Raw genomic sequence first — 26454 nt, forward strand, 5'->3', positions numbered from 1 at the left:
AGTTATATAGCAGGTATCACAATTCCTATTTTGGCTGCTGCTCAGAGTCATCATAGCTATCATAATCATAATCAGCATCAATATCACTGTCATCCGATGAAGACTGAGCGAGCTTATCAGCCTCGGCCTGAATTTCTTTCTCAAAAGGCTCAAGCTGGGTAATGACCAAATCAGCTTGTTCTTTTGCTAATACCTCAAGTGGGTCGATATTGGCTTGACCCAAAAGCTGCTGTAGCTTATCAGCAGGCAGTCTTAAGGTTAGCACCTCATGACCCATCTCGTCATAGCTTTCTTGCTCAACTACATCCAAACGATACAGCTCGTTTTTGAGATAGCCAGCATCAAAGGGTAGGGTCAACTCAAAGGTATTTAGCTTACCAGTTAGCAGCTGCTGCACCGCGGTATGAAGCATGCTCATACCCAAATCTTCTTTGGCAGAGACATAAACACGGCTAGGTACATTGGGTTCGCTGTACTTAATGCGAGCCGGCTCACCGGTCAAATCAATTTTGTTATAAACATTAAGCACTGGCACGTCGTTATTAATCTGAGCCAACACTTGCTTAACCGCGGTGATTTGCTCATGCATGTCTGGACTTGACGAGTCAATCACGTGTAATAGCAGATCAGCCTCTAGCGTCTCTTCTAATGTGGCGTGAAACGATTCAACCAATTCGTGCGGTAAGTGACGTACGAAACCAACCGTATCGACCAATACCACGCGTCCCACACCTTGCCAATCCAGACGTCTTAAGGTCGGATCTAGGGTTGCGAACAGTTGGTCAGCGGCATAGATATTCTCATCAACCAAACGGTTAAACAGTGATGACTTACCGGCGTTGGTATAGCCAACCAATGACACGGTCAATACGTCTGACTTTTGACGTTTGGCACGGCCTTGCGCACGGGTTTGCTTCACTTTATCAAGACGTGATTTTAGCTGATTGACACGAATCTGTAGCAAACGTCTATCGGTCTCAAGCTGAGTCTCACCTGGACCACGTAAACCAATACCACCTTTTTGACGTTCCAAGTGAGTCCAACCTCGAACCAGGCGAGTGGCTAAGTGGTTTAACTGTGCCAACTCGACTTGCAGCTTACCTTCGTAGGTACGCGCGCGTTGGGCGAAAATATCCAAAATCAGCCCGGTACGGTCAAGCACACGACACTGGCAAATGGCCTCTAAGTTACGCTGCTGTGACGGCGATAGGCTGTGGTCAAAAATGACGATATCAGCGTCTAAAGCTTGAACTTGTTCTGCAATTTCTTGCGCTTTACCACTACCCACAAAATATTTGGCATCTGGCTTTAGCCTAGAGCCTGTAATGACAGCAAGCTGTTGGGCGCCAGCTGAGTCTACCAATAGCTTAAATTCTTCTAAATCATCGGGGTCAGAAATCTGTCTAATGTCTAAATGTACTAAGATGGCACGTTCGCCACCTTTATGTCGCTCAAAATACTCCAAAAATATTCACCTATTTTTCGTTATTAATTTGTTCATTGGATCTACTGTGTGTTGCATTATTTTTATGAATGCTAGGTCGATCCTGATTAAAGTTGCATGCGTTTAAGAGGAGACAATATGATTATTTAGTCTCTACTCGTTCATTTTATGTCGATTCACTTAAGATGCTACTGTTGTTAATAATGGTGCTTTTTAAGCCAAATTAAAAGGGCTAGACTATAAAAGGATACAAATCTAGTGCCTCCAATGACTTAAAAACACTTTTTAATAGAAATTCCAGTGAACAGTTGGTTACTGGGATTGTTTTTTTGCTATACTTTTGCGCGACACCCATAAATTTAAATATCAAATCATACCTACCTATACACTGAAGGCAGTTATATGAGTCAAAAACAAAATATTGCACGTCGTATCAAGCATAACTTGAGTATCAAACATAATATAAAAAGAACCAAAGTCGCTTCTGGTCTGGTACAAACCATGATTGGCGGCTATCGTGCAGCAACCAAGATCGGGGCGTGGCAAGAACCGCCTAGAGATATTTTGCCAAAATACATCCAAGCCTTTTGTAAAAGTGCAGCAGGTGCCTTTGGTGTCGAAGTGGTGCAGGTCGAACCGGTACCAAAAACACACGCGTTATGGGCATCAAATCACGTGTCGTGGATGGATATCCCTGTTATGGGCTCTGTGTCACCGGCATTCTTCTTATCCAAAGCGGAAGTAGAAAAGATGCCAGTATTTGGGGTATTGGCCAAAGCGGCGGGTACCTTATTTATTAATCGTGGTTCAGGTGATGCCGATACCGTTGCTAACCAAATCTCACGATTCTTGCAGCAAGGCTATTCGGTAATATTCTATCCAGAAGCAACCACTACGGATGGCAAAAGAATTAAGAAGCTACATGGTAAATTATTGCAGGCGGCCATTGATGCAGATAAGCCGGTGCAGCCGATCGTGGTGTGCTATGTCAATGAAAAAGGCGAGTTGGATGAAACCGTTCCTTTTTATGGCATTACGCTAAAAGAAAGTCTATTTAGAGTGATTGATAGTGATTTGCCAGTCAAAGCTTACGTGCTGCCTTTAGAGCCGTTATCACCGACAGGCAAGACTCGATCTGAATTGACCGAAGAGTTGCAACAGCGTATGCAATCTGGCTTAGAGGAGCTGCATAGCCGAGTGCTAAATAAAGGTTAAGTGTGCTAATTAGTAACTAAAACAGCGAATAAAGAAGAGCTAAAGACAGACGCTAGCAGGATTAGTCACACAATTATTAGCAAAAGTCATAAAAATTGGCATACAGTAAACACAGATATAAGTTATGCTAATGTCATTAATACAGCAATGATTTAACCAAGGATTTTTATGACCGACAATGCGCCATTGACAGGCAGCAACCAAACCAAACAAAGCACTAACAACCAATCAACCTCTGGTGCTTTAAAACAGTCGTTAAAGAAGCGTATTCCCAAGCCTGTAACGCGTTTGGCTAAACCAGTAACTACCCAGCTTAACCGTGCTCAAGTACTAAAAGGTATGACTACCACTATGGTCAATGGCTATCGTGCCATTACCAAGATTGACGGTTGGGGCGATGAGCCTAAGCGTGACAAAGTTTTGCGTTATAACAAAATATTTTGTGGAAAAATGGCCAGTGCCTTTAACGTTGAAGTGGTTGAAGTAGAACCAATGCCAGATACGCAAGGCTTGTGGGCAGGCAACCATGTGTCTTGGATGGATATCCCAGTGATGGGTAGTGTGGTGCCAGCCTTCTTCCTATCAAAGGCAGAAGTTGAGGCGATGCCAGCGTTTGGCCGTTTAGCGCGTGCTTGTGGCTCATTATTTATCAAACGCGGCTCTGGTGATTCAGGCAAAGTGTCTGGTCAAATTACTGAGTTTCTAAAAAAAGGCTACTCGGTTCTTTTCTATCCTGAGGGCACGACTACTGATGGCACTCAGATTAAGTCGCTATATGGCAAGCTGCTGCAAGCGGCAATTGATGCTGATAAGCCAGTACAGCCGGTTGTGATTTGTTATGTTAATGACAAGGGTGAAATGGATGACAAGATACCTTTTGTCGGAGATACTACGTTTGTGCAAAGCTTTTTAACGGTCATGGATAGCAATCCTGTGACCGCTTATATTCTGCCTTTAGAGCCTTTATCTAGCACCGGTAAGACGCGTGATGAGCTTACCCAAGAGCTACAACAGCATATGCAGCAAGGTCTAGACTCACTCAAACAGCGTGTGCTAACGCAATCGTCTGCTAAAACATCAGCCTAAAACGTTTATCGTTTACTAAGATGAGTGTTTAAACACGTTTAGAGTCATATAAAAAAAGCCCTCACGTTGAGGGCTTTTTTATTAGTACTACTTTTAGTGTTGCAATTTAAGGTGATGGGTTAGGTTGTCTAGTATGTACTGCTTCGATCGCCTGTAACACATCATCGCTTAGCTCAAGATTGATGCTGTCGATATTAGACTTCAACTGATCCATTGAGGTAGCACCAATGATATTAGCAGTCACAAATGAGCGGCTGTTAACGAAGGCCAATGCCATTTGTGCCATATCTAAGCCGGCGTCTTTTGCAATTTGAGCATATTGCTCAGTGGCTGACTTTGCTTCGTCGTTAATATAACGTTGGAAACGGTCATACATGGTAAGACGTGCGCCTTCAGGCTGCTTACCGTTTAAGTATTTGCCCGACAGTACCCCAAAGCCTAGAGGTGAGTAGGCGAGTAAACCCACATTTTCGCGATGTGATACTTCAGCTAGGCCTACTTCATACAGACGGTTTAGCAGGCTATATGGGTTTTGAACCGTAATAGGGCCTTTTAAGCCATTTTTCTCAGCTTCCCACAAATAGCGCATCACACCCCAAGCGGTATCATTGGATAGACCCCAGGCTCTAATGCGTCCATTTTTGATTTCATCATTAAGGGCCTCGATGGTTTCCAAGAATGGAGTAAGACTGCTTAAGTCTTGCTGTGCCATCTCTTCGGTATAACCTCGGGTGCTAAAGAAGTTGGTCTGACGCTCAGGCCAATGCAGCTGATACACATCGATATAGTCCGTCTGCAAGCGTTTTAGATTGCCATCAAGCGCTTCACTGATGTGCTTGGCGTTAAAGCGAGTATTGCCCTCACGCAAAAAGCTCATTGGTGATATCTTGCTGGCAAGCACAACCTCATCTCGGCGTTTATTTTTCGCAAACCAAGTCCCGATAAAACGTTCGGTATCGCCTTGCTTGTCTTTAGCCGGCGGAGAAGGGTACATCTCAGCAGTATCCCAAAAGTTAACGCCTTCTGACAACGCATAATCCATTTGTTCATGAGCTTGTGCTTCAGAGTTTTGCTGACCCCAAGTCATGGTGCCCAAACAAATCTTAGACACTTTTTCGTCAAGCTGTGGCAAGGTGGTATATTGCATAAGCATGTCCTTTATTACTGTTTATAAGCTATTTTTTAAAAGTTAATTTTTATAAGCTGCTTTTTATAATTTGATGAGTTTTATATTTTAAAGCTGCTAAGTTCTATCATTTAAAGCTAAGCTCTAATGTGAAGATTGATGTTTAAACACCAGTTGAAGCGGTAACTGAATAGCAATTGAATAAGAGTACTTTTTAAAAGCTACTTTATAAACGCCACTTCATAAAAGCTACATTAATTGAATGCCCGTTTGTCCTGGCGGTGTCACCTTAAATACTTGCACTTTAAACAGTACTGACTGTCCGGCCAGTGGGTGATTGAAGTCGACTTCAACTTCTTCATCAGTGACTTTGCTGATGACACCTGGCAAGGTATTTTTTCCTTTATCTTCAAATTCCATCATCATGCCCACTTCAGGATTGGGCTCTGATAATGCAAACTGAGTGCGACTGAAGGTCTGCACGTTGTCTTTATTCCATTCACCAAACGCTTGGTCAGGCTCAAGATGGGCAGTTCGAGTATCGCCGGCACGTAAGTTATTAAGTACACTTTCAAAGCCAGGTAGCAAGCTTTCATCACCAATGGTTAAGCTCACCGGTTCTGGGCGGTTAAAGGTCGAGTCAATCACGGTACCATTTTCTAACGACACTTCAAAGTGCAACACAACTTGGCTGCCATGAGTAATGCGGGTATCTTGGTTGGGAGTGACGAAATCATTTGAGGTTGATGAGGTTGTCATGGGTAGGGCTCACTTTGATGGGTGTTAAAATTATTATTGATGAGAATGTCGTAAGTTCAAGCGAACAGATAGCACTTGAAATTAATCAATGAGGTGCTATATAGACAACTGTTGCTTTTAATACTGCTATTAAAGAATACTGTTATTAAAGTTCGGCGCTTAGTTTATCATAAAGGTTATATGGATAACGATGCGCTTGAGTAAGTATAGACAGTACAAATAACTACCTTAGCTGTACTTCAAGTAAGGTATTATGATGGTTTTAATGTTATAGATTGTCTGTCTATCTAACTCTTTAATTCAATATAAATGCAACACAATGAATCGATTAAACTACTTATTTATGACGAGTAATAATCCCCTTAAAACCATCAACTGCTTTAAACAAGTCACGCACTAAGCTAACTGATAGTAGACTGGCTCATCAATGACTAAAATCATTTGAATTAGGCTGTTTAGCACAATCGAGCCATCCATTTAAATATGGCGAATAACCTCATTAAATACCAAGTCAAAGCAGGGTTTTCGACAGTACTGCTAGGGGTTGAGTATTTAGCAAAAATTCTATATAATATAGTGTCCGAAAAATGGGTAGGCTTACGTATTGAGCGGTTGATTACTGATACGTTCATTACCTTGGATTGTTCTTGATGAATATAAGTCGATTCCACGTGAATGGATTTATAAAGAATTGAGAGCCAAATCAAGGCGATAACCATGATGTAATTGGATCACACAGGTAAGCTTAGTGACCCATTTTTTTGTATTTAATAAACGGGAGAAGGATGCCTTATGGCAACAACTAACCAATTGATTCGTAAGGGTCGTAAAGTATTAAAGGAAAAGTCTGGCGTTCCTGCTTTACAATCATGCCCACAACGCCGCGGTGTATGTACTCGTGTATATACTACCACACCTAAAAAACCAAACTCAGCCATGCGTAAAGTATGTCGTGTTCGCTTAACCTCAGGTTATGAAGTGTCTAGCTACATCGGTGGTGAAGGCCATAACTTGCAAGAGCACAGTGTTGTACTAATCCGTGGTGGTCGTGTTAAAGACTTACCAGGTGTGCGTTATCACACTGTTCGCGGCGCACTTGACTGTGCAGGCGTTAAAGACCGTAAGCAAGGTCGTTCTAAATATGGTGCTAAGAAACCTAAGGTTTAATTAGCAGATTACTAAATTTAATGCGTGGGCTTGGTGCCTAGCCAACATAGCTGACTCAATTAATATTAGCAGGCAGGCATACCGCCACGCAGTAAGGCTGGCTGGTAACCACTAAATTATTAACACATATCTTGTATATGGTTATGAATGCCAGACAACCCTGAAGATAAGGAAAATTATTATGCCAAGACGTCGCGTCGTCGCTACTCGTGAGATCCTACCGGATCCTAAATTTGGTAGCCAAACCATCGCAAAATTCATTAACCACGTAATGGTTGATGGCAAAAAATCTACCGCTGAACGTATTGTTTACGGTGCTTTAGATCAAGTAGTAGAAAAGCGTAACATCGAAGATCCAGTTGCGTTCTTCGAAGAAGTACTTGAAAACGTTCGCCCAATGGTTGAGGTTAAAGCTCGCCGTGTTGGTGGTGCTACGTATCAGGTTCCTATGGAAGTACGCCCATCCCGTCGTACCGCCCTAGCAATGCGTTGGTTAGCTGACGCTGCTTCTAAGCGTTCTGAAAAATCAATGGCTTTCCGCTTAGCTGGTGAGTTATCTGATGCACATGAAGGCAAAGGTAATGCTGTTAAAAAGCGTGACGAAGTTCACCGTATGGCAGATGCTAACAAAGCATTCTCTCACTACCGCTTCTAATTTTTGCAAAAAAGCTGCTTAATAATTCGGTTTAAACATTTGTAATTAACTAAGTACTCAAATTAAATGGAATGCTTCAGCTATAATTAAGGTGTTTAGACCAAAAAAGTAGTACACTATAAGTTCACTCTAGAGCCATTAACAACTTCGGTTAGTAATGGCTACTACGACAAGTAATAAAATATACGTTTTATTAAGCAAGTAAAAGAAAGATAAGTAATAAGCGTTAAGTTTTTGATAAATGCTGATTAAGTTTGAGTCACTGTGCTCATGTGTTAATTAACATTGTTGATATTAATATATGATCAGTGTTATGCACTATATCAAAGATGCATCCAAGCAACGCGAAATATCAGTTGTATAACAACACTGTCATCTTGATAAGCTACTCTAGCTTAATACGTATCACAAACTTGTAAAACGAAATAAATTAAAAGACATTCCATTAGGAAAAAATTATGGCACGTGCAACCCCCCTAAACCGATATCGTAATATTGGTATTTCAGCACACATTGATGCTGGTAAAACAACCACGACTGAACGTATTCTATTCTATACCGGTGTAAGCCACAAACTTGGTGAAGTTCACGATGGTGGCGCCACCATGGATTGGATGGAACAAGAGCAGGAGCGTGGCATCACAATCACCTCAGCTGCAACAACTTGCTTCTGGTCAGGCATGGGTAAACAGTTTCCTGAACATCGTATCAATATTATTGATACCCCAGGTCACGTTGACTTCACGATCGAAGTAGAACGTTCAATGCGTGTACTTGATGGTGCATGTATGGTTTATTGTGCGGTTGGTGGTGTACAGCCTCAGTCTGAGACTGTATGGCGTCAAGCTAACAAGTACAAAGTACCTCGTTTAGCGTTCGTTAATAAAATGGACCGTGTAGGTGCTGACTTCTATCGTGTTAAAGAACAAGTTAAGACACGCCTAGGCGGTAACCCAGTTGCTATGGTTATCCCAATTGGTAAAGAAGATGACTTTGAAGGTGTAGTTGACCTAATTACTATGAAGGCTCTTTATTGGGATACTGAATCGCTCGGCATGAAATATGAAGAGCGTGAAATTCCAGCTGAGCTTCAAGATAAAGCTGTAGAATATCGTAGCCAGTTAGTAGAAGTTGCTGCTGAAGCAAATGAAGAGCTAATGAATAAGTATTTAGAAGGCGAAGAGCTAACTGAAGAAGAAATTCATGCGGCCATCCGTCAGCGTACTATCGCTAACGAAATCATTCCAATGTATTGTGGTACTGCCTTTAAGAACAAAGGTGTACAGAAAATGCTGGATGCGGTTATTCAGTATATGCCAGCACCTCAAGATGTTCCTGCTATTAAAGGTATTCTTGATGACAAAAACGAAACTGAAGGCACGCGCGAAGCATCAGACGAAGCACCATTTGCTGCACTAGCATTCAAAATTATGAACGACAAATTCGTTGGTAACTTAACCTTTGTACGCGTTTATTCAGGTATTATCAAGCAGGGCGAGAGCGTATACAACCCAGTTAAGATGAAGCGTGAGCGTATCGGTCGTATTGTACAGATGCATGCTGACTCACAGCAAGAGCTTGAAGAAATTCGTGCTGGCGATATTGCTGCATTAGTTGGTATGAAAGATGTTGGTACTGGTGATACTCTATGTGACGAGAAAGAAGTTATTACTCTTGAGCGCATGGAATTCCCAGACCCAGTTATCTCTCTAGCTGTTGAACCTAAGACCAAGGCTGACCAAGAAAAAATGTCAGTTGCTCTTGGCCGTTTAGCGAAAGAAGACCCTTCATTCCGTGTACACACTGATGAAGAATCTGGTCAGACCATCATTAGTGGTATGGGTGAGCTTCACTTAGAAATTCTAGTTGATCGTATGAAGCGTGAATTTAAAGTTGAAGCAAACATCGGTGCACCTCAGGTTGCTTATCGTGAAACGATTCGCGCCAATGTTGAGCAAGAAGGTAAATTCGTACGTCAGACTGGTGGTCGTGGTAAATTCGGTCACGTTTGGTTACGTCTTGAGCCACTTGATCTTGACGAAGGTCCTGAGTATGAATTCGCTGAAGAAATCGTTGGTGGTGTTGTACCAAAAGAGTACCACAGTGCGGTTGATAAAGGTATTCAAGAGCGCATGAAGAACGGTATCCTAGCTGGTTACCCAATCGTTGGTGTTAAAGCCACTTTATATGATGGTTCTTACCACGATGTTGACTCGGATGAGCTATCGTTCAAAATGGCTGGTTCTATCGCCTTCAAAAAAGGCTTCATGAATGCAAGCCCTGTACTTCTTGAGCCATTAATGAAAGTTGAAGTTGAAACACCTGAAGAATACATGGGTGATATCATGGGTGACTTAAACCGTCGCCGTGGTATGGTTCAAGGTATGGATGACCTACCTGGTGGTAACAAGCAGATCCGTGCTGAAGTACCATTAGCTGAGATGTTTGGTTATGCAACTAACCTACGTTCACAGTCTCAAGGCCGTGCAACGTACTCAATGGAATTCCAAAAGTACGCTGAAACACCTAAGTCTGTTGCTGAAGAGATCATGAAGAAATTCTCTGGCAAAGACGAAGACGAAGAATAATCAATCGTTACTCTTTTTTATCATTGATTGATGATAGATTTTAGTCATTGTTATAATGATAAATATAAGCAGAAGAAAAACATGTTTGCCAGTCAAGCATGTCTTTTAAACAGTAAAACAAGCCATCTGAGCATTCCTATTAGGAATAGTTTGTAATTAGTTGATGAATTTATGAACAATTGCGTATCAGGGGCTTGTCATTGATGACTGTTTTCTTATATCATTTGCAACTGACTTGAGTATCAATTGCAAGATTATGATTATCTAGCAGCATTATTTTCTAGCAGATAGACGCTTAGTTAGCTTATAATTAATGATCGAATCTGTTATTACTGAATTTTAAATTCAAACCCTATAACTAATTTACAAGAGGATAGACACATGGCAAAGGCCAAGTTCGAACGAAGCAAGCCGCACGTAAACGTCGGTACAATTGGTCACGTTGACCACGGTAAAACTACTTTAACGGCAGCTATCGCAACAGTAGCAGCTAAAACTTCTGGCGGCGAAGCCAAAGACTATGCTGCAATTGACTCAGCACCAGAAGAAAAAGCACGTGGTATTACAATTAACACCTCACACATCGAGTATGACACTGAAGCACGTCACTACGCACACGTAGACTGCCCAGGTCACGCTGACTATGTTAAAAACATGATTACTGGTGCAGCACAGATGGACGGCGCTATCCTAGTAGTATCAGCTACTGATGGCCCAATGCCACAAACTCGTGAGCACATCCTACTATCACGTCAGGTTGGTGTACCATACATCATCGTATTCATGAACAAATGTGACATGGTAGATGACGAAGAGCTACTAGAACTAGTAGAAATGGAAGTACGTGAATTACTATCAGACTACGACTTCCCAGGTGATGACACGCCAATCATCAAAGGTTCAGCTCTAGAAGCCCTAAACGGCAATGACGGCAAATACGGTGAGCCAGCAGTAGTAGAACTACTACAAACTCTAGACACTTACATCCCAGAGCCAGAGCGTGACGTAGATAAGCCATTCCTAATGCCTATCGAAGACGTATTCTCAATCTCTGGTCGTGGTACCGTTGTAACTGGTCGTGTTGAATCAGGTATCATCAAAGTTGGTGACGAGATCGAAATCGTTGGTATCAAAGACACAGTGAAAACCACTTGTACTGGTATCGAGATGTTCCGTAAGTTACTAGACGAAGGTCGTGCTGGTGAGAACTGTGGTGTACTACTACGTGGTACTAAGCGTGAAGACGTACAACGTGGCCAAGTACTAGCTAAGCCAGGTTCAATCACGCCACACACTAACTTCGACGCAGAAGTATACGTACTATCAAAAGAAGAAGGTGGTCGTCACACTCCATTCCTAAATGGTTACCGTCCACAGTTCTACTTCCGTACTACTGACGTAACGGGTGCTATCTCATTACAAGAAGGTACTGAAATGGTAATGCCAGGCGATAACGTTGAGATGAGCGTAGAGCTAATCCACCCAATCGCTATGGACAAAGGTTTACGTTTCGCAATTCGCGAAGGTGGTCGTACTGTAGGTGCTGGTGTTGTTGCTAACGTTAAAGACTAATATTAATTAGTTGTTAGCTACGCATTAAGCGAAAAAGACCGTCTCATTGAGGCGGTCTTTTTTTGTGTGTTGTTTTTTATAAGATACCTATCAACTGCTTATAAATTGCATATCATGCGAGAGCTGTCGTAATATAATATGAACTTGGTATATATCATTAGTATGTATGATAAAAAGCAGCCATATAGTGAGCTTGATTCAAGTTAATAAAGATTGTCACTATTGACTCAATTAGACTAGGGAGTGTTAATGAGTGCACTAAAAGCATTAGAGACGGATTGGCAAGAATGGTTGAAGGTTAATCTAGCTCGTGGCGTACCGGTAAATAAGTTAGCAATTACTTTGTTCAATAAAGGTTGGGTGGATGCAGCTTATGAGCTTATTAGCCGTACCGGTAACTTCAATGCACCGCACATCAATACCACTGGTAATCATATTGAGCTGAGCGATCGAAAAGTATCGTTAGGCTTCACCTGCTATAAGCCGTTTGTTGCCGTCATCAATGATTTCTTAAGTCCTGAAGAGTGTGATGCCTTAATTCAAGATGCAGACAGTAAGCTGAAAAACTCAAGAGTAGTCAATCCTGAGGATGGTAACTTCGTAGAGCATGATGCGCGCACCAGTACTAGCACAGGCTATCAGAGAGGGCAGATAGAGGTGATTAAAACCATCGAAGCACGCATCTCTGAGTTGTTACATTGGCCGGTGGATCATGGTGAAGGGTTGCAGGTACTTCGTTATGAAGATGGTGGTGAATATCGTCCTCATTTTGATTTCTTTGATCCTGCTAAAAAGAGCAGTCAAGTGGTTACCAAAAAAGGCGGACAACGTGTCGGTACCTTCTTAATGTATCTCTCTGAGGTTGATACTGGCGGTTCTACTCGCTTTCCGAAGCTTAACTTTGAGGTGCGTCCCAAAAAAGGAACCGCGCTGTACTTTGCTAATACTGATTTGAGTGGTCAAATTGATCCGCTAACACTACATGCGGGTATGCCAGTGACCGAAGGTGTCAAATATTTGGCCACAAAATGGCTATGTGAGAAACCCTATGTATAAGACAGTCTATAATATTGTATTCATATAGAGTCAAAAAAGGTGCCAATAAGGCACCTTTTTTTACATTCAGATTTAGAGCTAAGATTTGGCTATAGTTAGCTGTAATCTCTTTGACGTAAGGTCTCATACATACACAAGGCACCGGCGATAGCCACGTTGAGACTTTCTTGTCCATTAGGCTGCGGCAGAGCAACTGGTGTGGCTTGTTTCATAATAGCATCACACACGCCTTGGCCTTCATGACCCATCACCCAAGCTACCGGACGATTTAGATTTTGCTTATAGATGATATTATCGGTATGTGAGCTGGTCGCATATACCGGTAAGCGGATATAAGACAATACTTCATCGGCTTCTATGCCTTCATATATGGTCAAGCCAAATTGTGCACCCATACCAGCTCGCATGGTTTTTGGTGACCAAGCTTGAGCGCTGCCTTTGGTAAAGATAACGATATTGATGCCCACTGCAGCTGCTGTACGCAGTAGGGTGCCGACATTACCATTGTCCTGAACATCATTTAAGATAAGACAATCGGTGGTTATCGGTGCTTTTAGTGCATGCAAGTTATGCTCAGGCACATCAACAATAGCCATAATTTCAACGCCATTGCCTAAGCTAGTGATACCTTGGTAAACGCTGTCACTGACCACAGTGAGTTTATTGTCTAAATGATGGTTGGCAATTTCACCAAGCAATGCTTGTACTTCTGGGTGAGACAGACCGCTATAGGAAATGATAATTTGATTAGGGAAGTGTTTGGCTTGTAGAGCGGCCTCAATCAAATGTACGCCTTCAAGGACGGTTTGACCGGCTTTTTTACGTTGGCGCGATTGGGTGAGTAGTGCTTTGGCTAATTTAACGGTTGGATTTTTATCTGAAGTGATAACGGGGTTGTTCGAGTATTTATTGGTGATGATATCGGTCATTATTTGCTCATTTAAATTTAATATTGTGACAGACGTGGTCATAACCATTTAGGTTATGGTGTCTACTGTGAGTAGGGTAGCACATCATTAGTAAAAATGAGCAGATAAATAGTAATCAGGCCTTACTAATGAGTAAGGCCTGAAAATATGAGTAGGTTATGTTGTTTATATTGTTCAGAAACTTCGGAAGTTATGCTTATTGTGCATGTAGCGTTTGCACATGTTCAACTTCATTTTTTGCACCTAATACTACCGCAACACGTTGATGGATATCGGTTGGTTCATAATCCATAATGCGGTTGATAGCATCGGTAGAAGCACCGCCTGCACGTTCAATAAGTAAGCTCATAGGATTGGCTTCATACATTAAGCGCAATTTACCGGCTTTGCTAGGATCTTTGGTGTCTTTTGGATAAATAAAGATACCGCCACGGCATAAGATACGATGCACATCACCGACCATGGCTGCTACCCAGCGGGTGTTAAAGTTCTTGCCACGAGGGCCTGTTTTTCCTGCTAATAATTCATCAACGTATTGCTGCATTGGTGGTAACCAATGGCGATAGTTTGATGCGTTAATAGCGTATTCTTGAGTGTCTTCATCGATGCCGATGTTTTTATTGATTAATAAAAACTCACCACTGTCTGGGTCCAAGCTAAACATAACCACGCCATCATCAATACCAACCTGCTGAGCAAGCTGTGGCGCTAAGGTAAAGGTTAGGATGACAGAAGAGGCGTATAGTAAGTAGCCTGAAGCCAGCTGCTCAGTTCCTTTTTGCAAAAAGTCGCTATCTTGCGCTGCTTGGCCTGGTTTGTTGTGTGGCAAAATAGAGAAGATAGTACCGGTAGGCATGTTAATATCTATATTTGATGAGCCATCTAGAGGGTCAAATAATACCAGTAAGCTGCCCTCTGGATGGGCGGCTGTGGCATGATCCAGCTCTTCACTGGCAACACCGGCACAATGTGCATTAGCGGCCAGTGCATCAAGCAATAGATCATTAGCAATGACGTCTAGTTTCTTTTGCTGCTCACCTTGTACGTTTTCTTGTCCCACTTCACCTAGGATATCCGCTAATGCACCTTTACGTAACAGCTGTGCAATGTCTTTGCCCACATTGGCAATGGTCTCGATCACTTCTGTGGTTGGCTGAATGTGCTGCGTATTTTTTGATTGAAAGGGCTGTAAATACTCAGTTAGGGTGGTCATGTTGTTTATCCTTAAGCGGTAATGGGTATGATAATAACAAACAAAAATTTATAATATGACAAGCTTTTCTTTTTGAACGCTAATAAATCCGCTACACTATTGAGCTATGTTTTAATTTGACTAAATTAGTTAGCCTGAAACACTCAGATAGATAGCAGCGGTTAAACTTTGCAAAGTGTAGCAAAAACGAGTCAATATTTCTTGTGCTAGTTGATTATAATAGGCGTTAAACATCACAACAGCCAAAATATATACGCTATTATTGATGAAAGATAAAGATACGGCTCATTAAGTCAGGTCTCGTTTGTTTTTCGCTTGCTAATCGGTACCCAAGGGTATCATTTTGCTTGCTCATATTGATTTGTATAAAGGATGCGGATAACTACCATGACAGATTCTAAAAAGACATCACAACAAGATATCGACGATCGAGCTGCTCAGCAAGCCGCTTTTGATCATACCACGGCTCGGTTAAATGCTTCTTTAAGTAAGCCTCAGCTGAATGAGGATGGCCATATTCGTCACTTTTTGGCAATAGAAGGTTTAAGCCGTGAGCAGTTAATGACTATTATCAAAAAAGCCGAATCCTACTTTGATGACAACGGACAACTGATTAACTGTCCTGAGCTTGAAGGCTGTACAGTGATGAACTTATTTTTTGAGCCATCAACACGTACCCGCACTACTTTTGAAGTGGCAGAAAAGCGATTAGGCGCTAATGTGCTTAATATCGATATTGCACGCTCTAGTACCCAAAAAGGTGAAAGCTTACGTGATACCTTGTGGAATCTACAAGCGATGACTGCAGATATCTTCGTGGTGCGTCATTCTGCCTCTGGTGCAGCACATTTTATGGCAACTGAAGTGACGCCTGAAATTGCTATTATTAATGGCGGTGATGGATGGCATGCGCATCCGACACAAGGCATGTTAGACATGCTCACCATTTATCGAGAAGCGCCTCGTCCTTTTGAAGAGCTTTCTGTGGCCATTATTGGTGATATTAAGCACTCACGCGTTGCGCGCTCGGACATCAATGCATTACAGACATTGGGCGTAAAAGACATTCGTGTCATTGCTCCACGTACATTATTACCTAAAGGTATTGAGCGTTATGGCGTTTCGGTATTTGAAGATATTGATGAAGGTGTGGTCGACTGTGATGTGTTGATGGGTCTGCGTATTCAAAATGAGCGTATCGGCTCGCCTTTAATGGCAGGCTCAAGTGAATACTTCAAAAAGTATGGCATCACGCCTGAGCGCGTTGCTAAAGCCAAACCCGATGCGTTAGTTATGCACCCAGGACCGATGAATAGAGGGGTAGAAATAGCCTCTAGCGTTGCTGACGGACCTCAGTCTGTGATCTTAAAACAAGTGAATAATGGTATTGCTATTCGTATGGCGGTATTATCGCTTGCCATGCAAGGGCAGCGTGAATATCAAGCGCGTCGTCAGCTTGGCTAAGGCAAGACTGCCTATAATTAGATACTAGCTAGCCAACGTTTATTGACGCTTTACTAAGGTGTTATTCAACACAATAAAAACGATACATATTCAGCGTTAAATGAATAATACCCCTTAGTAACGACCTTTAGAGTCATGAGTCATTCTTATTAACCCGGGCTAATTATCGGCTATCACAGCCAATTATTGGCTAATAATGAACTGGATTTATCATGCTAAACCTACTGCCCAACACTTTTACCCAACCAAATATTGATGCCAAAGAAGGCCATTGGTTATTGCCGCCACTGGTTGATTTATGTGCCCGTTTACGTGAGCCAGGCCGACAGCAACATGGCACCTTAAAATCAGAAGGCGCTGCTGCACGTGCCAATGGCTTTTTGCATGTGGTAACACCGCCAGACACTGACCCTGTATTAGAAAATGGTTCTTTGCTAAAAGGGCTACGTGAGCGTGCTAAGCAAGATGGTGGTATTTATCTGCATATTTTAGGCGCATTGACAGATGGCCTACAGGGTGAGCGCCCAGCCAGTATTGCTGGTCTAAAAAAAGGCGGCTGTATCGCTGTAACTAACGCCGGACGTCCATTTACCAATGATTTGGTTATGCTGCGCACATTAGAATATGCAGCAACCTTTGATCTGAAAGTATTCTTTTATCCTAATGAACCAAGTCTTGCGAAAGGCGGGGTAGCGCATGAGGGCTATATCGCCTCATTCCACGGCTTGCAAGGTATCCCTTGGCTGGCAGAGACAGTTGCTTTGTCTACACAGTTATTGATGGTTGAAGAGACGGGTATCGCTGCGCACTTTAGTCAGTTGACTTGTAAATCTTCTGTTGAGCTTATGCGTTGGGCAAAAGGCAAAGGTTTACCTGTGACTTGTGATGTGGCGATGCATCAGTTGCATTTGACGGATGACAGTCTAGAAGGCTTTAATGCTCAGGCATTTGTATTGCCACCACTGCGTAGTAATACCGACCAAAAAGCATTACTTAACGCTCTGCAAGACGGCACCATCGACGCCATTTGTAGTCATCATGAGCCATTAAACGATACTGCTAAAAAAGCACCATTTGCTGAAACCACACCCGGTATTTCGAACTTTGATACCTTTATGGCATTAGGCTGTAAGCTGGTTGCAGATGGCGTATTGACCCCTGAGCAATTGGTAGACAAAATCTGCCTAGCACCAGCACGTATTGCAGGTATTGAGCAGAGCTACAATGACATAGGCGGTGCTGTATTGGTTGATCCTAATCTACAGTGGCAAGTAACACGTGATAGCATGTTGTCTAAGGGTAAAAACACGCCTTTCTTAAATGACACATTGCAGGGCAAAGTAGTGGAGACTTACTTTGACTGAGGAGCCGCCACAGGTTAGTGGTTCTATTAAAGCAGTCACATTATATGAGATCATTAAAGGGGTTGGGGCAATACTGATTGCCCTTGCTTTATGGAGCTACCACAGTCAGGTGTTGGTATTTATTGATGATGCCAATCAGGCCTGGGTGACTCGCTTTGGCAACCTGTTTGAAGTCCAGGTAGACAGCCTAACTCGCTTGGCACAGCGAGGGGCTGAAAACTGGCAGCTGTTTATGTTGATCATTTTTGGTTATGCCGGTCTGCGCTTTATTGAAGCTTATGGCTTATGGCGTGACAAAACCTGGGCGTATTGGTTTAGCCTTTTGGGTTATGGCTTGTTTTTACCACTAGAGTTTTATTATGTGATTGTGCGCCCGTTTGATTGGTTTAAGCTTGGCGTTTTAATATTAAACATCGTCGTGGTGTATGTGGTCTATCGACAGATGCGACACAAAGGCTTGATTTCTTGAGCGCTTCTTTTATTTGGCTTGGATTATTGGATTAGCGCGGACTATCAGACTAGCTCGGACTATTAGGCTAGTTCGCCATCTTCGACTAGCTGTGCTAGTGTTTTCGCCAGTTTTAACGCTAAGAATGAATAGGCGGTTGAGTTGGGGTGAAAGCCATCGATCGAAAACAGCTCATCTGCCGTTAAGCCAGTGTTTTCAAACTGCATGGGTAGTGCCAATACCTTGTCATATTCTTGGCAAACTTCATTCAGCTTTTGATTCATTAACGCCGTTTTCGCTCCCAAAAATTGGTTTAACGGACGCGGAATGGCTGGCATGTGCTGCATTGGCGGTAAGCCTGGGAATAGCACGTAGCGGGCACCAAATTTGCGTTTGCTTAACTCAATAATCTCTCTTAACTGTGCTTGCCACTGAGTGGGGGACACATTGGCGGTGGTGTCATTAACACCGACCAATACAATCACCACATCCATCGGTGTTTTTGGAATAGGTAACACGTATAGCCGACGCAGCACATCATAACTGGTATGCCCAGAGGTGGCATGTAGTGACCAGTTAATATGGGTGTAATTGTCCGTTATTTGTGGCAGCGTCTGTAGATGGTTTAATAAATGACCGACTAAAGCGTTATGCTGAGAGTCAACGCCCACACCCGCTGCTGAAGAATCGCCTGCCATCATAAAAGTAAGCGTTGATGTGTTATCAGTTTCGGTATTTGGCTTTGATGATGCCAACTCTAAGCTGCCGTAGCGCTCACCTTCTGCTTCTGGCAAACGTACTGCAGTGCGCTTTAGCTTTAAGCCCTGATAAAGATAGATCGGGGCAAGAACAATGTCTTTTTTTTGCATAAAAATCATGGTGTTACTTACTCTTGAAGATGGTTGCTCATAGCGTTATTTCTTAAGCATTTATACATTAATAGGCATATATACACTACTAAGTATTTACACACTAAGATTAAACGCTATGAGCAGCGCTATCATAATCGACTACTGCACCCAGCTTAAGCTAAGCGTGGTGTTAGTAATCAACGGGCATTAAATTCTAAATGCTTATACTACCAACCAGTACGCTCGCGGATTCGGGTTAAATTATCATCAACCAACAGTTTACCGTTTACAAACACGTCTTGTAGCAGGTTGTCAGAGGCATCCGATAACTCGCTCTCTTTGATTGTTTTGATATCACCATTGGTCTGTTTGATTAATGCTAAGCGTCCTTTTTTCGAGCGTTTAGAACGGCTGGTAATCGGGTCTTTGAAAATCTCTTTCCATTCCCCGTTAATCTGAATCGCACTGGCTTTCATGGCCCAGCTCATGGTGTCGCGGTTTACTTGTTGAAGTAGACCACCGCCCATACCAAAGGTGACGTTATCTGCGCTAAAGCCGGCTTGCATAATAGTGTTTAGTATTTTGCCTAGAGTATATGGGCTGATACCATCGCCTTGAATCAGGCGCACACAGTCGGGAAGCACTTTGTAGCCTTTGCTATTAACTGTAGTGCCAAATTTCACAGACAGTCTTTCTAATGCTTCACGCACAACCTTGGCAGGATCACCACTGTCGGGACGAATAACCAAGGTACCGCCCATGGTTTGAATTTGCTCTTTCAGCGCATCACCCCAGATATTATCAATGGCATTCCATAAGTCGTAGCTATCAGATACCACAGCGACAGTGTGACCTTCGCCACCAAACTGCTGCAGCATATTGGCAAATGCTTGTTGCTCATGTTCCCGGCCCCAAGCCGTCATGGTGCTGTGCTCAGCAGCTGGGATAGAGAAGGCAGGCATGTCTTTGTCCATACCATACCAACGGCTGGCAGCAACTAAAGCTGTCATGCTGTCGGTACCTGAGAAGTTAACCAAATGTGCCAAGCTGCCTAAGGCAACGGTTTCCATACTAGATGCGCCACGCGCACCAAAGTCATGTAGCTTGAAGGGTAGGCCGGCTGTGCTGTCTGCCGATTTTTCTAATGCAGCCTTGATAATATTTTTACAGTAGTATGACAGGCTTGCCACAGTAGAGGGATACCAAATTGCTCTTAAAATCGACGTTTCAAGATAGCTTGGCAGCCAATAAAACTCAGGGTCTGTGTTGATAATCTGACAGACCACATTAGAGACAGGAATAATACTGCCTTCAGGAACTGCCTGAATACGAACGGGTAGATAACCACCATGCTTCTCAACCAAGCGCTCCCAACCCTGTCGATTAAAGGGAAGACCATGGGCGGTAATGACGGTTTCTGCTTCATCAATATCAGCAACAGTAATTGGCTTGGCCAGATATTCTTTAATATAAGCTTGAAGCCCAAAAAACAGCACGTCAATATCGCCTTTACGCGCTTCAACATAGCTTGACATATACTCACTGTTAGGCGGATATTGCAGCCAATGCGAGGTTTTATAGCTGTCGGCATTTAAGATAAGGTTAGTTAAATTGCTAGTGTACATCACAGAACTCCTCTGCTTGATGGTAAGACACTCAATAAGTGAGTGCCATTTAAAGACCCGCGGCGTCTATCGCTTAGGGTAGGTATAAAAGGGGTGCTCAACAAAAATTGCCAAGCTATAAATAAATTAAACGCACGATAGGCAGTCATTATAATCCCACCATTTTGGTAATGATGGCGTAATGGTCTTCGAACATTTTTTTCGCATCAAGTTCCGCTAAAGGTAACCAAAAGGCTTTTGCGGCATCATCACCGCCTTTCACTTTCGGCAAACCTTTGGCATCATTTTTTAGATGGAAATAAAATGCTTGAGTGATGGTGCGGCCACGTGCTGAGCGATACGGATCGTCAAAGGTATGTTGGCTATGACGTGATCCTCTAAGCACTGGCTCTGGCACTTTGAGCTTGGTCTCTTCTCTTAACTCACGAATACAAGCATCTAACAAGGTCTCTTTTGGATCAACGAAGCCGCCAGGCAATGCCCACAAGCCTCGACCTGGCATACTGCGGCGTTCAACCAGTAAGATATGCCCAGATTGAACAACCACCGCATCCGTGGTCATAAAGGTTGGCGGATAAGGGGTGTCTTGCCACTGCTTTTTGTAGTTGTCGATGAACCAAGCTTCTTCATGCAGCTTTTTATAGTCTTCGGTGTGCTTAAAGTCTTCTAGCACTGAGCGCGTCGAGTCTGGAGTACGCTCACCAGTAGGGGTGGCGCCCATCAGATAGCCTTCACGAATCGGGGTTGACGATAAGTTTTTGTGATTCGGTACTGAAATAGACTGCCAATTTGGGAATAAAGATAAATAGTAAGAGGAGCTGTCTTTGGAGTGACCAATTAAAGCCACATCTTTGCTGATGTCGCCTGTGACTGAGCGCACGGCTGCCTGTACATACTGAAGCCAGCGTGTGTCATTATATAAGGCATCATTAAGACCGACGCAGTGAATACGCTTTGCCTCTTTTTCAGGGAAGGCGCCTTTGATCATTTTAGTGCGCTCTTCTACCGTAAACGGGTTACGAAGGCTTCTGGGCAGGTTGGCTGAACCGACCAAGATAATAACATGCTCGGCTCGGCTAAGTGCTTCATCAATGACGGCTTTGTGCCCTCTGTGAAAGGGCTGAAAACGTCCGATAAATACCAAGTATTTATAACGCTGTTCCGCTTCTTTTGTCGCTTCGGTTAAGCTTTGGTCAGATAACGCACTCATGGGGCTGCTCCTACAAGACAAGCAATTTATTAGTATCAAACACATAAACCGGCGTTGCTTATTGGTTTAATGACCGGCTTATTTTAGGAGGACTATATTGACATATTAAAGACCTTTATGGCAATTATAAGTATTGTAATTGTTATTTATTAAATACAGCATCATTTATTGAGAGCCGCATCGATGAGCTGGCATCAAAAAACCCCTTAAATACTGATTTAAGGGGTTGGTGTTAATCGAGGCTATGTTCTAACTTCTATATTAAGCTTCTTACAAGTATTAACTAATTAACAATATTAAGCATTGTATTAAGTTTAAATGTTATAAAGCCAGAAGTTCATTACTAAACTAATAAACCTTACAGCGAATTAATTTTTTCTAAACCTTCTTGACGTAGCGCTTCAGTCACAGACTCATCTGATTCGATACGTTTGATGAATGGGTTAAGATTGCTGTAAGCAGCCAAATCTAGCTCAAAGTTTTTCGACCAACGCAGGATCACATACAGATATAGGTCAGCTGTGCTTTTGGTACCGGTCAGATAGTCATGCTTGCCTAATTGCTTATTTGGATAATCAAGTAAGTTGACAATTTTTTGTTTTGCTTGGGCGACTAACGCTTTTTGCTCATCATCACCTTTAATAAAGCCATCTGGTCCAAATACTGGAGCAAAGGCTTTGTGTAAATCTGAGTTTAAGAAGGCCAACCAGTGATAAGCGTAAGCAAGATCAGCAGGGGTGTCGTCTTTACCAAAGATGTGCGCATCAGGGTAAGTTGCATTAATAAAGGTTTGTACCGCTAAGTTTTGTGAGATAACAGTGTCACCATCAACGATAGCAGGTACTGAGCCTTGAGGATTAATACGCAGGTATTCTTCAGACTTGACGCTGTCGTGGTCTAATATTTCTAATTCATAATCAGCACCAGCCCATTCAAGCGCAGTATGTGGAACGAAAGAGCAGGCACCAGGTAAAATATATAACTTCATTATTAGATCCTTATTGAGTTATCAAAATTTCTTTAACTTTTATTTATTTAACTATAGTTATTCAACATTTATTTAACCGCCAAAAACTATCAAGCTGTTTATTGGTCGGGTTTATTATTTTCTGATAACCAGTGTAGGTAGCCAATGAACTCAATTCAATTTCATTGTGTGAAGTTAAGTGTGTCCTATGTAGTCTATTCTGTTAGCTTGTCTAATTAACGCAAATATAGTTTACGCGAAACTAACTAACGCGAGCGCCACGTTGCCATTGGTTCTTGTTACGGCGATTGGCTTGCAGTTGTCGAATAGCGTGCAGCAGCAAAAAGCCAATACCAAGCCAAATAAGACCATAGCTATATAACATGGCCAGCTCAAACGGGTTGCCAAGCACGGTCACTGCTAGCAAGAAGAGTATTGCAGGCTCAAGATAGCTCATCATGCCAAACACGTTCACCGGCAGCATCAGGCTAGCATCGAGATTGGTTCTTAGTGCCAGCACACTAATAATACCCAAGCTAATCACCAAAAATAGTGACAGTGCTGAGCCAGTAGCGATTGAGATACTCTCGGGTGAGACAAATACCAAATAGTATAAGGCAATGGGCAAAAATAAGGTTAAGTCGACCAGCATACCGGTCATGGCGGTAATGCCTTGCATACGGCGTATGATGTAGTAAATCGGATAAGTGCCGCATACCCAAAGGGTTGCCCATGACACGCTTTGAGTGCGTATGATTTCAATAGATATGCCTAAAAACGCAAATAATACAGCCAGCCATTGTAAGCGGCTCAAACGCTCACCGAAAATGACAAATCCAAACAGCACCATCATTAGTGGGAATAAAAAGTAGCCCATCGCAACCTGCACGCCTTGATCATTGACAGGCGCCCACATAAATAGCCATAACTGGCTAAAGAAGATAGGGGTTGGCAACAACAGTCGCAGTAGCTGTTTGGGGGTATTGAGATGACGTAATACTTGAAGGTGCAGCTTTAAACGACCACGGAACAGCAAAAAACTGATCAAGGTAAGCCACATGGTCAGCATTCGCCAAATAAAGACTTGTGTCCCGGTCAGAGGCTGCAATAAGGTGCTATAAAAGTACAATACGGCAAATAATAAATTAGAGATGATGGCAAGTACAGCACCGATCATTAACGTCTTCTGATGAGGGTCATGGGTTGACCATACAGGCATAATCGTCACTCCATGTCGTCAATTTCTATTCTTGTCACCAATAACTGGTTTATCTTTAAATTTTCAGTATCTAAAATCTCAAACTTATAGCCGGCGTGCTCAATGACGTCCGTTTTCTTAGGGATTTTGCGTAGCATATACATCATGAATCCACTAATGGTCTCATAATTTTCAGCATTAGGAAAGTTGAGAATATCCAACGTACGAATCACGTCTTCGATAGGAGTCATGCCGTCGATCAGCCACGAGTTTTCGGTACGCTGTACAATAGGCTGCTCATCAATAGTCACCAGCTCACCCATCACAATACTCATCACGTCTTTTAGGGTAATGACACCGACTACCAGTGCATACTCATTAACGATGACCGCAAAGTCTGTACCTGTGGTTTTGAAGGTCTCTAACACATCAAATAGGGTGAGGGTATCTGGAATAAATAATGCGGTGCGTAATATGTTTTGATCGGTTAAGCGCACCTGCTTTTGCTGAAGCACTTGTGCCAAAAAGGTTCGAGACTCAACATAGCCTAAGGTTTGCTCCAAATCATCGTCGGAGCACACCAAAAATTTATGGTGCGGTTCACGTATCATAGTTTGGATGATCAGCTCTTCTGAGGCATGAGAGTCAAAGTAGACGATTTGTTCACGAGTGGTCATCACTGAGGTAACAGTGCGTTCTTGCATCTCAAAAATATTGGCAATCAGGTGATGCTCTTGATGCTTTAATACCCCAGCTTCGGCGCCGGCATCCATGACCGCATAGATATCTTCTGAGGTCATGTCATCTTTGCGAACGGTAGAAACCCCAAGCACCTTAAAAATACTGTTGGCCGCACCGTCAAAAACCCAAACAAAGGGTTTGCAAATAAAGATAACCACCATCATCGGCCGAACCATGCGAATGGCAATGGCTTCAGAGTTAGACATGCCAAGACGCTTGGGCATTAAATCGGCAAGCAATACAAAAGCACTGGTGACAAACACAAACGACAGTATCGATGAGAGGGCATCATGGCCAGTTAGCTCAACCAAATAAGGGCTGAGCGCAGACTCACCGATAACACCTGCCAAAATAGCGACCGCGTTCAACACAATTTGTACCACGGTAATAAAGCTACCTGGATTGTCTTGCATCGCTAACACATCTAGGGCGCGGGTATCGCCTTCTTTGGCCATGATTTGAAGTTTGACTTTTCGCGATGACGCTAAGGCAAGCTCTGAGCTTGACACCAACGCACTGATTCCAATTAGCAAAAGAATAGAGATAACCGCACTAATGACGCTCATAGATAAACCACTTAACCTTAAACTAACTTATTTAGCTTGTTATACAAAACGTATCATTCATCACTTGGATTCAATAAGTAAAATTGAATTAACCTATTGTCCAAGTTATGCAAAAAATGATTATTCAAACAACCTAGCATCCAAACTTGTTAGACAAGTTGATACCCTGCATTCATTAGGCCGCTATTATAGGCCATCTGCTATTATTTAGCTGTGATAATTGTGCCTAGGTAGCCAGATAGAATAGATTAAGGTAGAAACCAATCAATTCATACTAGTTTACCTTGAATTCTGTATAATCAGCATCATAATAGAGTTATTAACGTTATTGCGTTAAACATTCTAGTTTTAGCGTTAGACAGTCACATTACTTGCAGTTTTGTACACTGTTGCTTATGCACAGTGACTAAATATACAGCTATATACAGTTACACCCACTTTAAAAAAATAAGAGAGCTCTTATGACAGATACAACACCAGTTTCTGCAATTGATACAGAACAAACCGATATCAAAAGCAATATTACGATTACTGAGCCGGCACAAGGTTATCTGGCCGAGTTGCTAGCCAAGCAAGGAACGCCAGGAATTGGCGTGCGTATCTTTGTCGAGCATCCAGGCACACCACGTGCTGAGTGCTGCATGGCTTACAACCAGCCAGGCGAAGAAGACGCGGCTGACTTACAGATGCCTTTTGAGCATTTCACAGCCTTTATCGAAGCCGCTTCAGTGCCTTACTTAGAAGATGCGGTGATTGACTATAATAAAGATCGTTTTGGCGGTCAGTTAACCTTCCGCGCACCAAACTCAAAAGTGCCAAAAGTTGGTGAAGATGCTAGCGTAGAAGAGCGCATCAACTATGTATTGCAGTCTGAAATTAACCCAAGCTTGGCCGCACATGGCGGTAACGTACAATTGCTTGAGCTGATTGAAGATGAAGCTGGCTTGACCGCAGTATTAAAATTCGGCGGCGGCTGTCAGGGCTGTTCAGCGGTTGACTTGACCTTGCGTCAAGGCGTTGAAGTTCAATTAAAGCAGCAAATCCCTGAGTTGATGCAAGTGGTTGATGATACCGATCACAGCTTAACCGACAACGCGTACTATAAATAGCGTGTTATAAAAGTTATTTTTTATATAGAAGCTGAGTTATCATAAGATAGCTCAGCTTTTTTATGTTTTGAGTTTTTAAGTTTTTAAGTTTTTATGCTTTA

At 42.6% G+C, this 26454-nt stretch carries 22 protein-coding genes; 11 read left to right on the forward strand and 11 right to left on the reverse strand.

Annotated features, from left to right (window positions below):
* Positions 1-25: 25 nt before the first annotated feature.
* On the reverse strand, positions 26-1465 hold the full coding sequence (gene hflX, locus A6J60_RS10720; protein ID WP_096065984.1) for a ribosome rescue GTPase HflX: 1440 nt from the start codon (positions 1463-1465) through the stop codon (positions 26-28).
* A gap of 381 nt (positions 1466-1846) precedes the next feature.
* On the opposite strand from hflX, the gene A6J60_RS10725 reads away from it, so the two are divergent.
* Complete coding sequence (locus A6J60_RS10725; RefSeq protein WP_096065985.1) at positions 1847-2659, forward strand: lysophospholipid acyltransferase family protein; 813 nt, start codon at positions 1847-1849, stop codon at positions 2657-2659.
* 168 nt (positions 2660-2827) lie between these two features.
* Positions 2828-3745 (forward strand): lysophospholipid acyltransferase family protein, encoded by a 918-nt coding sequence (locus tag A6J60_RS10730; protein ID WP_096065986.1) that lies wholly within the window; start codon positions 2828-2830, stop codon positions 3743-3745.
* A gap of 106 nt (positions 3746-3851) precedes the next feature.
* On the opposite strand, the gene A6J60_RS10735 is transcribed toward A6J60_RS10730, so the two are convergent.
* On the reverse strand, positions 3852-4892 hold the full coding sequence (locus A6J60_RS10735) for an NADP(H)-dependent aldo-keto reductase (protein WP_096065987.1): 1041 nt from the start codon (positions 4890-4892) through the stop codon (positions 3852-3854).
* Between the two features lie 228 nt (positions 4893-5120).
* Positions 5121-5630: an FKBP-type peptidyl-prolyl cis-trans isomerase gene (fkpB, locus tag A6J60_RS10740; RefSeq protein ID WP_096065988.1), complete on the reverse strand. Its 510-nt coding sequence runs from the start codon at positions 5628-5630 to the stop codon at positions 5121-5123.
* A gap of 792 nt (positions 5631-6422) precedes the next feature.
* Here fkpB and rpsL point away from each other — a divergent pair.
* The 5 genes from rpsL to A6J60_RS10765 all read left to right on the forward strand — a co-directional run bounded on the left by rpsL (position 6423) and on the right by A6J60_RS10765 (position 12668).
* Positions 6423-6797, forward strand: coding sequence for a 30S ribosomal protein S12 (gene rpsL / locus A6J60_RS10745; RefSeq protein ID WP_019672235.1), 375 nt, complete (start codon positions 6423-6425; stop codon positions 6795-6797).
* A 181-nt stretch (positions 6798-6978) separates the two neighbouring features.
* Complete coding sequence (gene rpsG, locus A6J60_RS10750) at positions 6979-7452, forward strand: 30S ribosomal protein S7 (protein ID WP_096065989.1); 474 nt, start codon at positions 6979-6981, stop codon at positions 7450-7452.
* A 458-nt stretch (positions 7453-7910) separates the two neighbouring features.
* On the forward strand, positions 7911-10040 hold the full coding sequence (gene fusA / locus A6J60_RS10755) for an elongation factor G (protein ID WP_096065990.1): 2130 nt from the start codon (positions 7911-7913) through the stop codon (positions 10038-10040).
* Positions 10041-10421: 381 nt separating this feature from the next.
* On the forward strand, positions 10422-11612 hold the full coding sequence (tuf, locus tag A6J60_RS10760) for an elongation factor Tu (protein ID WP_096065810.1): 1191 nt from the start codon (positions 10422-10424) through the stop codon (positions 11610-11612).
* A gap of 249 nt (positions 11613-11861) precedes the next feature.
* Positions 11862-12668 (forward strand): 2OG-Fe(II) oxygenase, encoded by an 807-nt coding sequence (locus tag A6J60_RS10765; RefSeq protein ID WP_096065991.1) that lies wholly within the window; start codon positions 11862-11864, stop codon positions 12666-12668.
* Between the two features lie 95 nt (positions 12669-12763).
* On the opposite strand, the gene A6J60_RS10770 is transcribed toward A6J60_RS10765, so the two are convergent.
* Both A6J60_RS10770 and A6J60_RS10775 read right to left on the reverse strand, forming a co-directional pair.
* Positions 12764-13597 carry a TrmH family RNA methyltransferase gene (locus A6J60_RS10770; protein ID WP_096065992.1) on the reverse strand — a complete coding sequence of 278 codons (834 nt, stop codon included), beginning with the start codon at positions 13595-13597 and terminating at the stop codon, positions 12764-12766.
* Between the two features lie 196 nt (positions 13598-13793).
* On the reverse strand, positions 13794-14810 hold the full coding sequence (locus A6J60_RS10775; protein WP_096065993.1) for a class 1 fructose-bisphosphatase: 1017 nt from the start codon (positions 14808-14810) through the stop codon (positions 13794-13796).
* A gap of 387 nt (positions 14811-15197) precedes the next feature.
* Between A6J60_RS10775 and A6J60_RS10780 the strand changes: the two genes are divergently transcribed.
* From A6J60_RS10780 to A6J60_RS10790, 3 genes are all read left to right on the forward strand, one after another.
* A complete protein-coding gene (locus A6J60_RS10780; protein WP_227526131.1) occupies positions 15198-16274 on the forward strand; it encodes an aspartate carbamoyltransferase catalytic subunit in 1077 nt (358 codons plus the stop codon).
* A gap of 212 nt (positions 16275-16486) precedes the next feature.
* The gene (locus tag A6J60_RS10785; RefSeq protein WP_096065994.1) at positions 16487-17638 is read left to right on the forward strand and encodes a dihydroorotase; all 1152 of its coding nucleotides are present in this window, start codon (positions 16487-16489) and stop codon (positions 17636-17638) included.
* Entirely contained in the window at positions 17631-18107 is a 477-nt protein-coding gene (locus A6J60_RS10790; RefSeq protein ID WP_096065995.1) for a DUF2127 domain-containing protein, read from the forward strand. The genes A6J60_RS10785 and A6J60_RS10790 overlap by 8 nt, the downstream gene beginning before the upstream one ends.
* A 62-nt stretch (positions 18108-18169) precedes the next feature.
* Here A6J60_RS10790 and A6J60_RS10795 read toward each other — a convergent pair whose 3' ends face one another.
* From A6J60_RS10795 to A6J60_RS10820, 6 genes are all read right to left on the reverse strand, one after another.
* Positions 18170-18955: an SGNH/GDSL hydrolase family protein gene (locus A6J60_RS10795; RefSeq protein ID WP_227526132.1), complete on the reverse strand. Its 786-nt coding sequence runs from the start codon at positions 18953-18955 to the stop codon at positions 18170-18172.
* A gap of 209 nt (positions 18956-19164) precedes the next feature.
* A complete protein-coding gene (locus A6J60_RS10800) occupies positions 19165-20562 on the reverse strand; it encodes a nicotinate phosphoribosyltransferase (RefSeq protein WP_096065997.1) in 1398 nt (465 codons plus the stop codon).
* A gap of 148 nt (positions 20563-20710) precedes the next feature.
* Positions 20711-21772, reverse strand: coding sequence for a bifunctional nicotinamide-nucleotide adenylyltransferase/Nudix hydroxylase (locus A6J60_RS10805; RefSeq protein WP_096065998.1), 1062 nt, complete (start codon positions 21770-21772; stop codon positions 20711-20713).
* Positions 21773-22130: 358 nt separating this feature from the next.
* Positions 22131-22760 (reverse strand): glutathione S-transferase family protein, encoded by a 630-nt coding sequence (locus A6J60_RS10810; protein WP_096065999.1) that lies wholly within the window; start codon positions 22758-22760, stop codon positions 22131-22133.
* A gap of 241 nt (positions 22761-23001) precedes the next feature.
* Entirely contained in the window at positions 23002-23958 is a 957-nt protein-coding gene (rarD, locus tag A6J60_RS10815) for an EamA family transporter RarD (protein WP_096066000.1), read from the reverse strand.
* A 5-nt stretch (positions 23959-23963) separates the two neighbouring features.
* A complete protein-coding gene (locus A6J60_RS10820; protein ID WP_096066001.1) occupies positions 23964-25244 on the reverse strand; it encodes a hemolysin family protein in 1281 nt (426 codons plus the stop codon).
* A 461-nt stretch (positions 25245-25705) separates the two neighbouring features.
* On the opposite strand from A6J60_RS10820, the gene nfuA reads away from it, so the two are divergent.
* A complete protein-coding gene (nfuA, locus tag A6J60_RS10825; RefSeq protein WP_096066002.1) occupies positions 25706-26353 on the forward strand; it encodes a Fe-S biogenesis protein NfuA in 648 nt (215 codons plus the stop codon).
* Positions 26354-26454 lie beyond the last annotated feature (101 nt).

The sequence above is a fragment of the Psychrobacter sp. FDAARGOS_221 genome, from assembly GCF_002313155.2.
In the GTDB taxonomy this organism is placed as follows: Bacteria; Pseudomonadota; Gammaproteobacteria; order Pseudomonadales; family Moraxellaceae; genus Psychrobacter.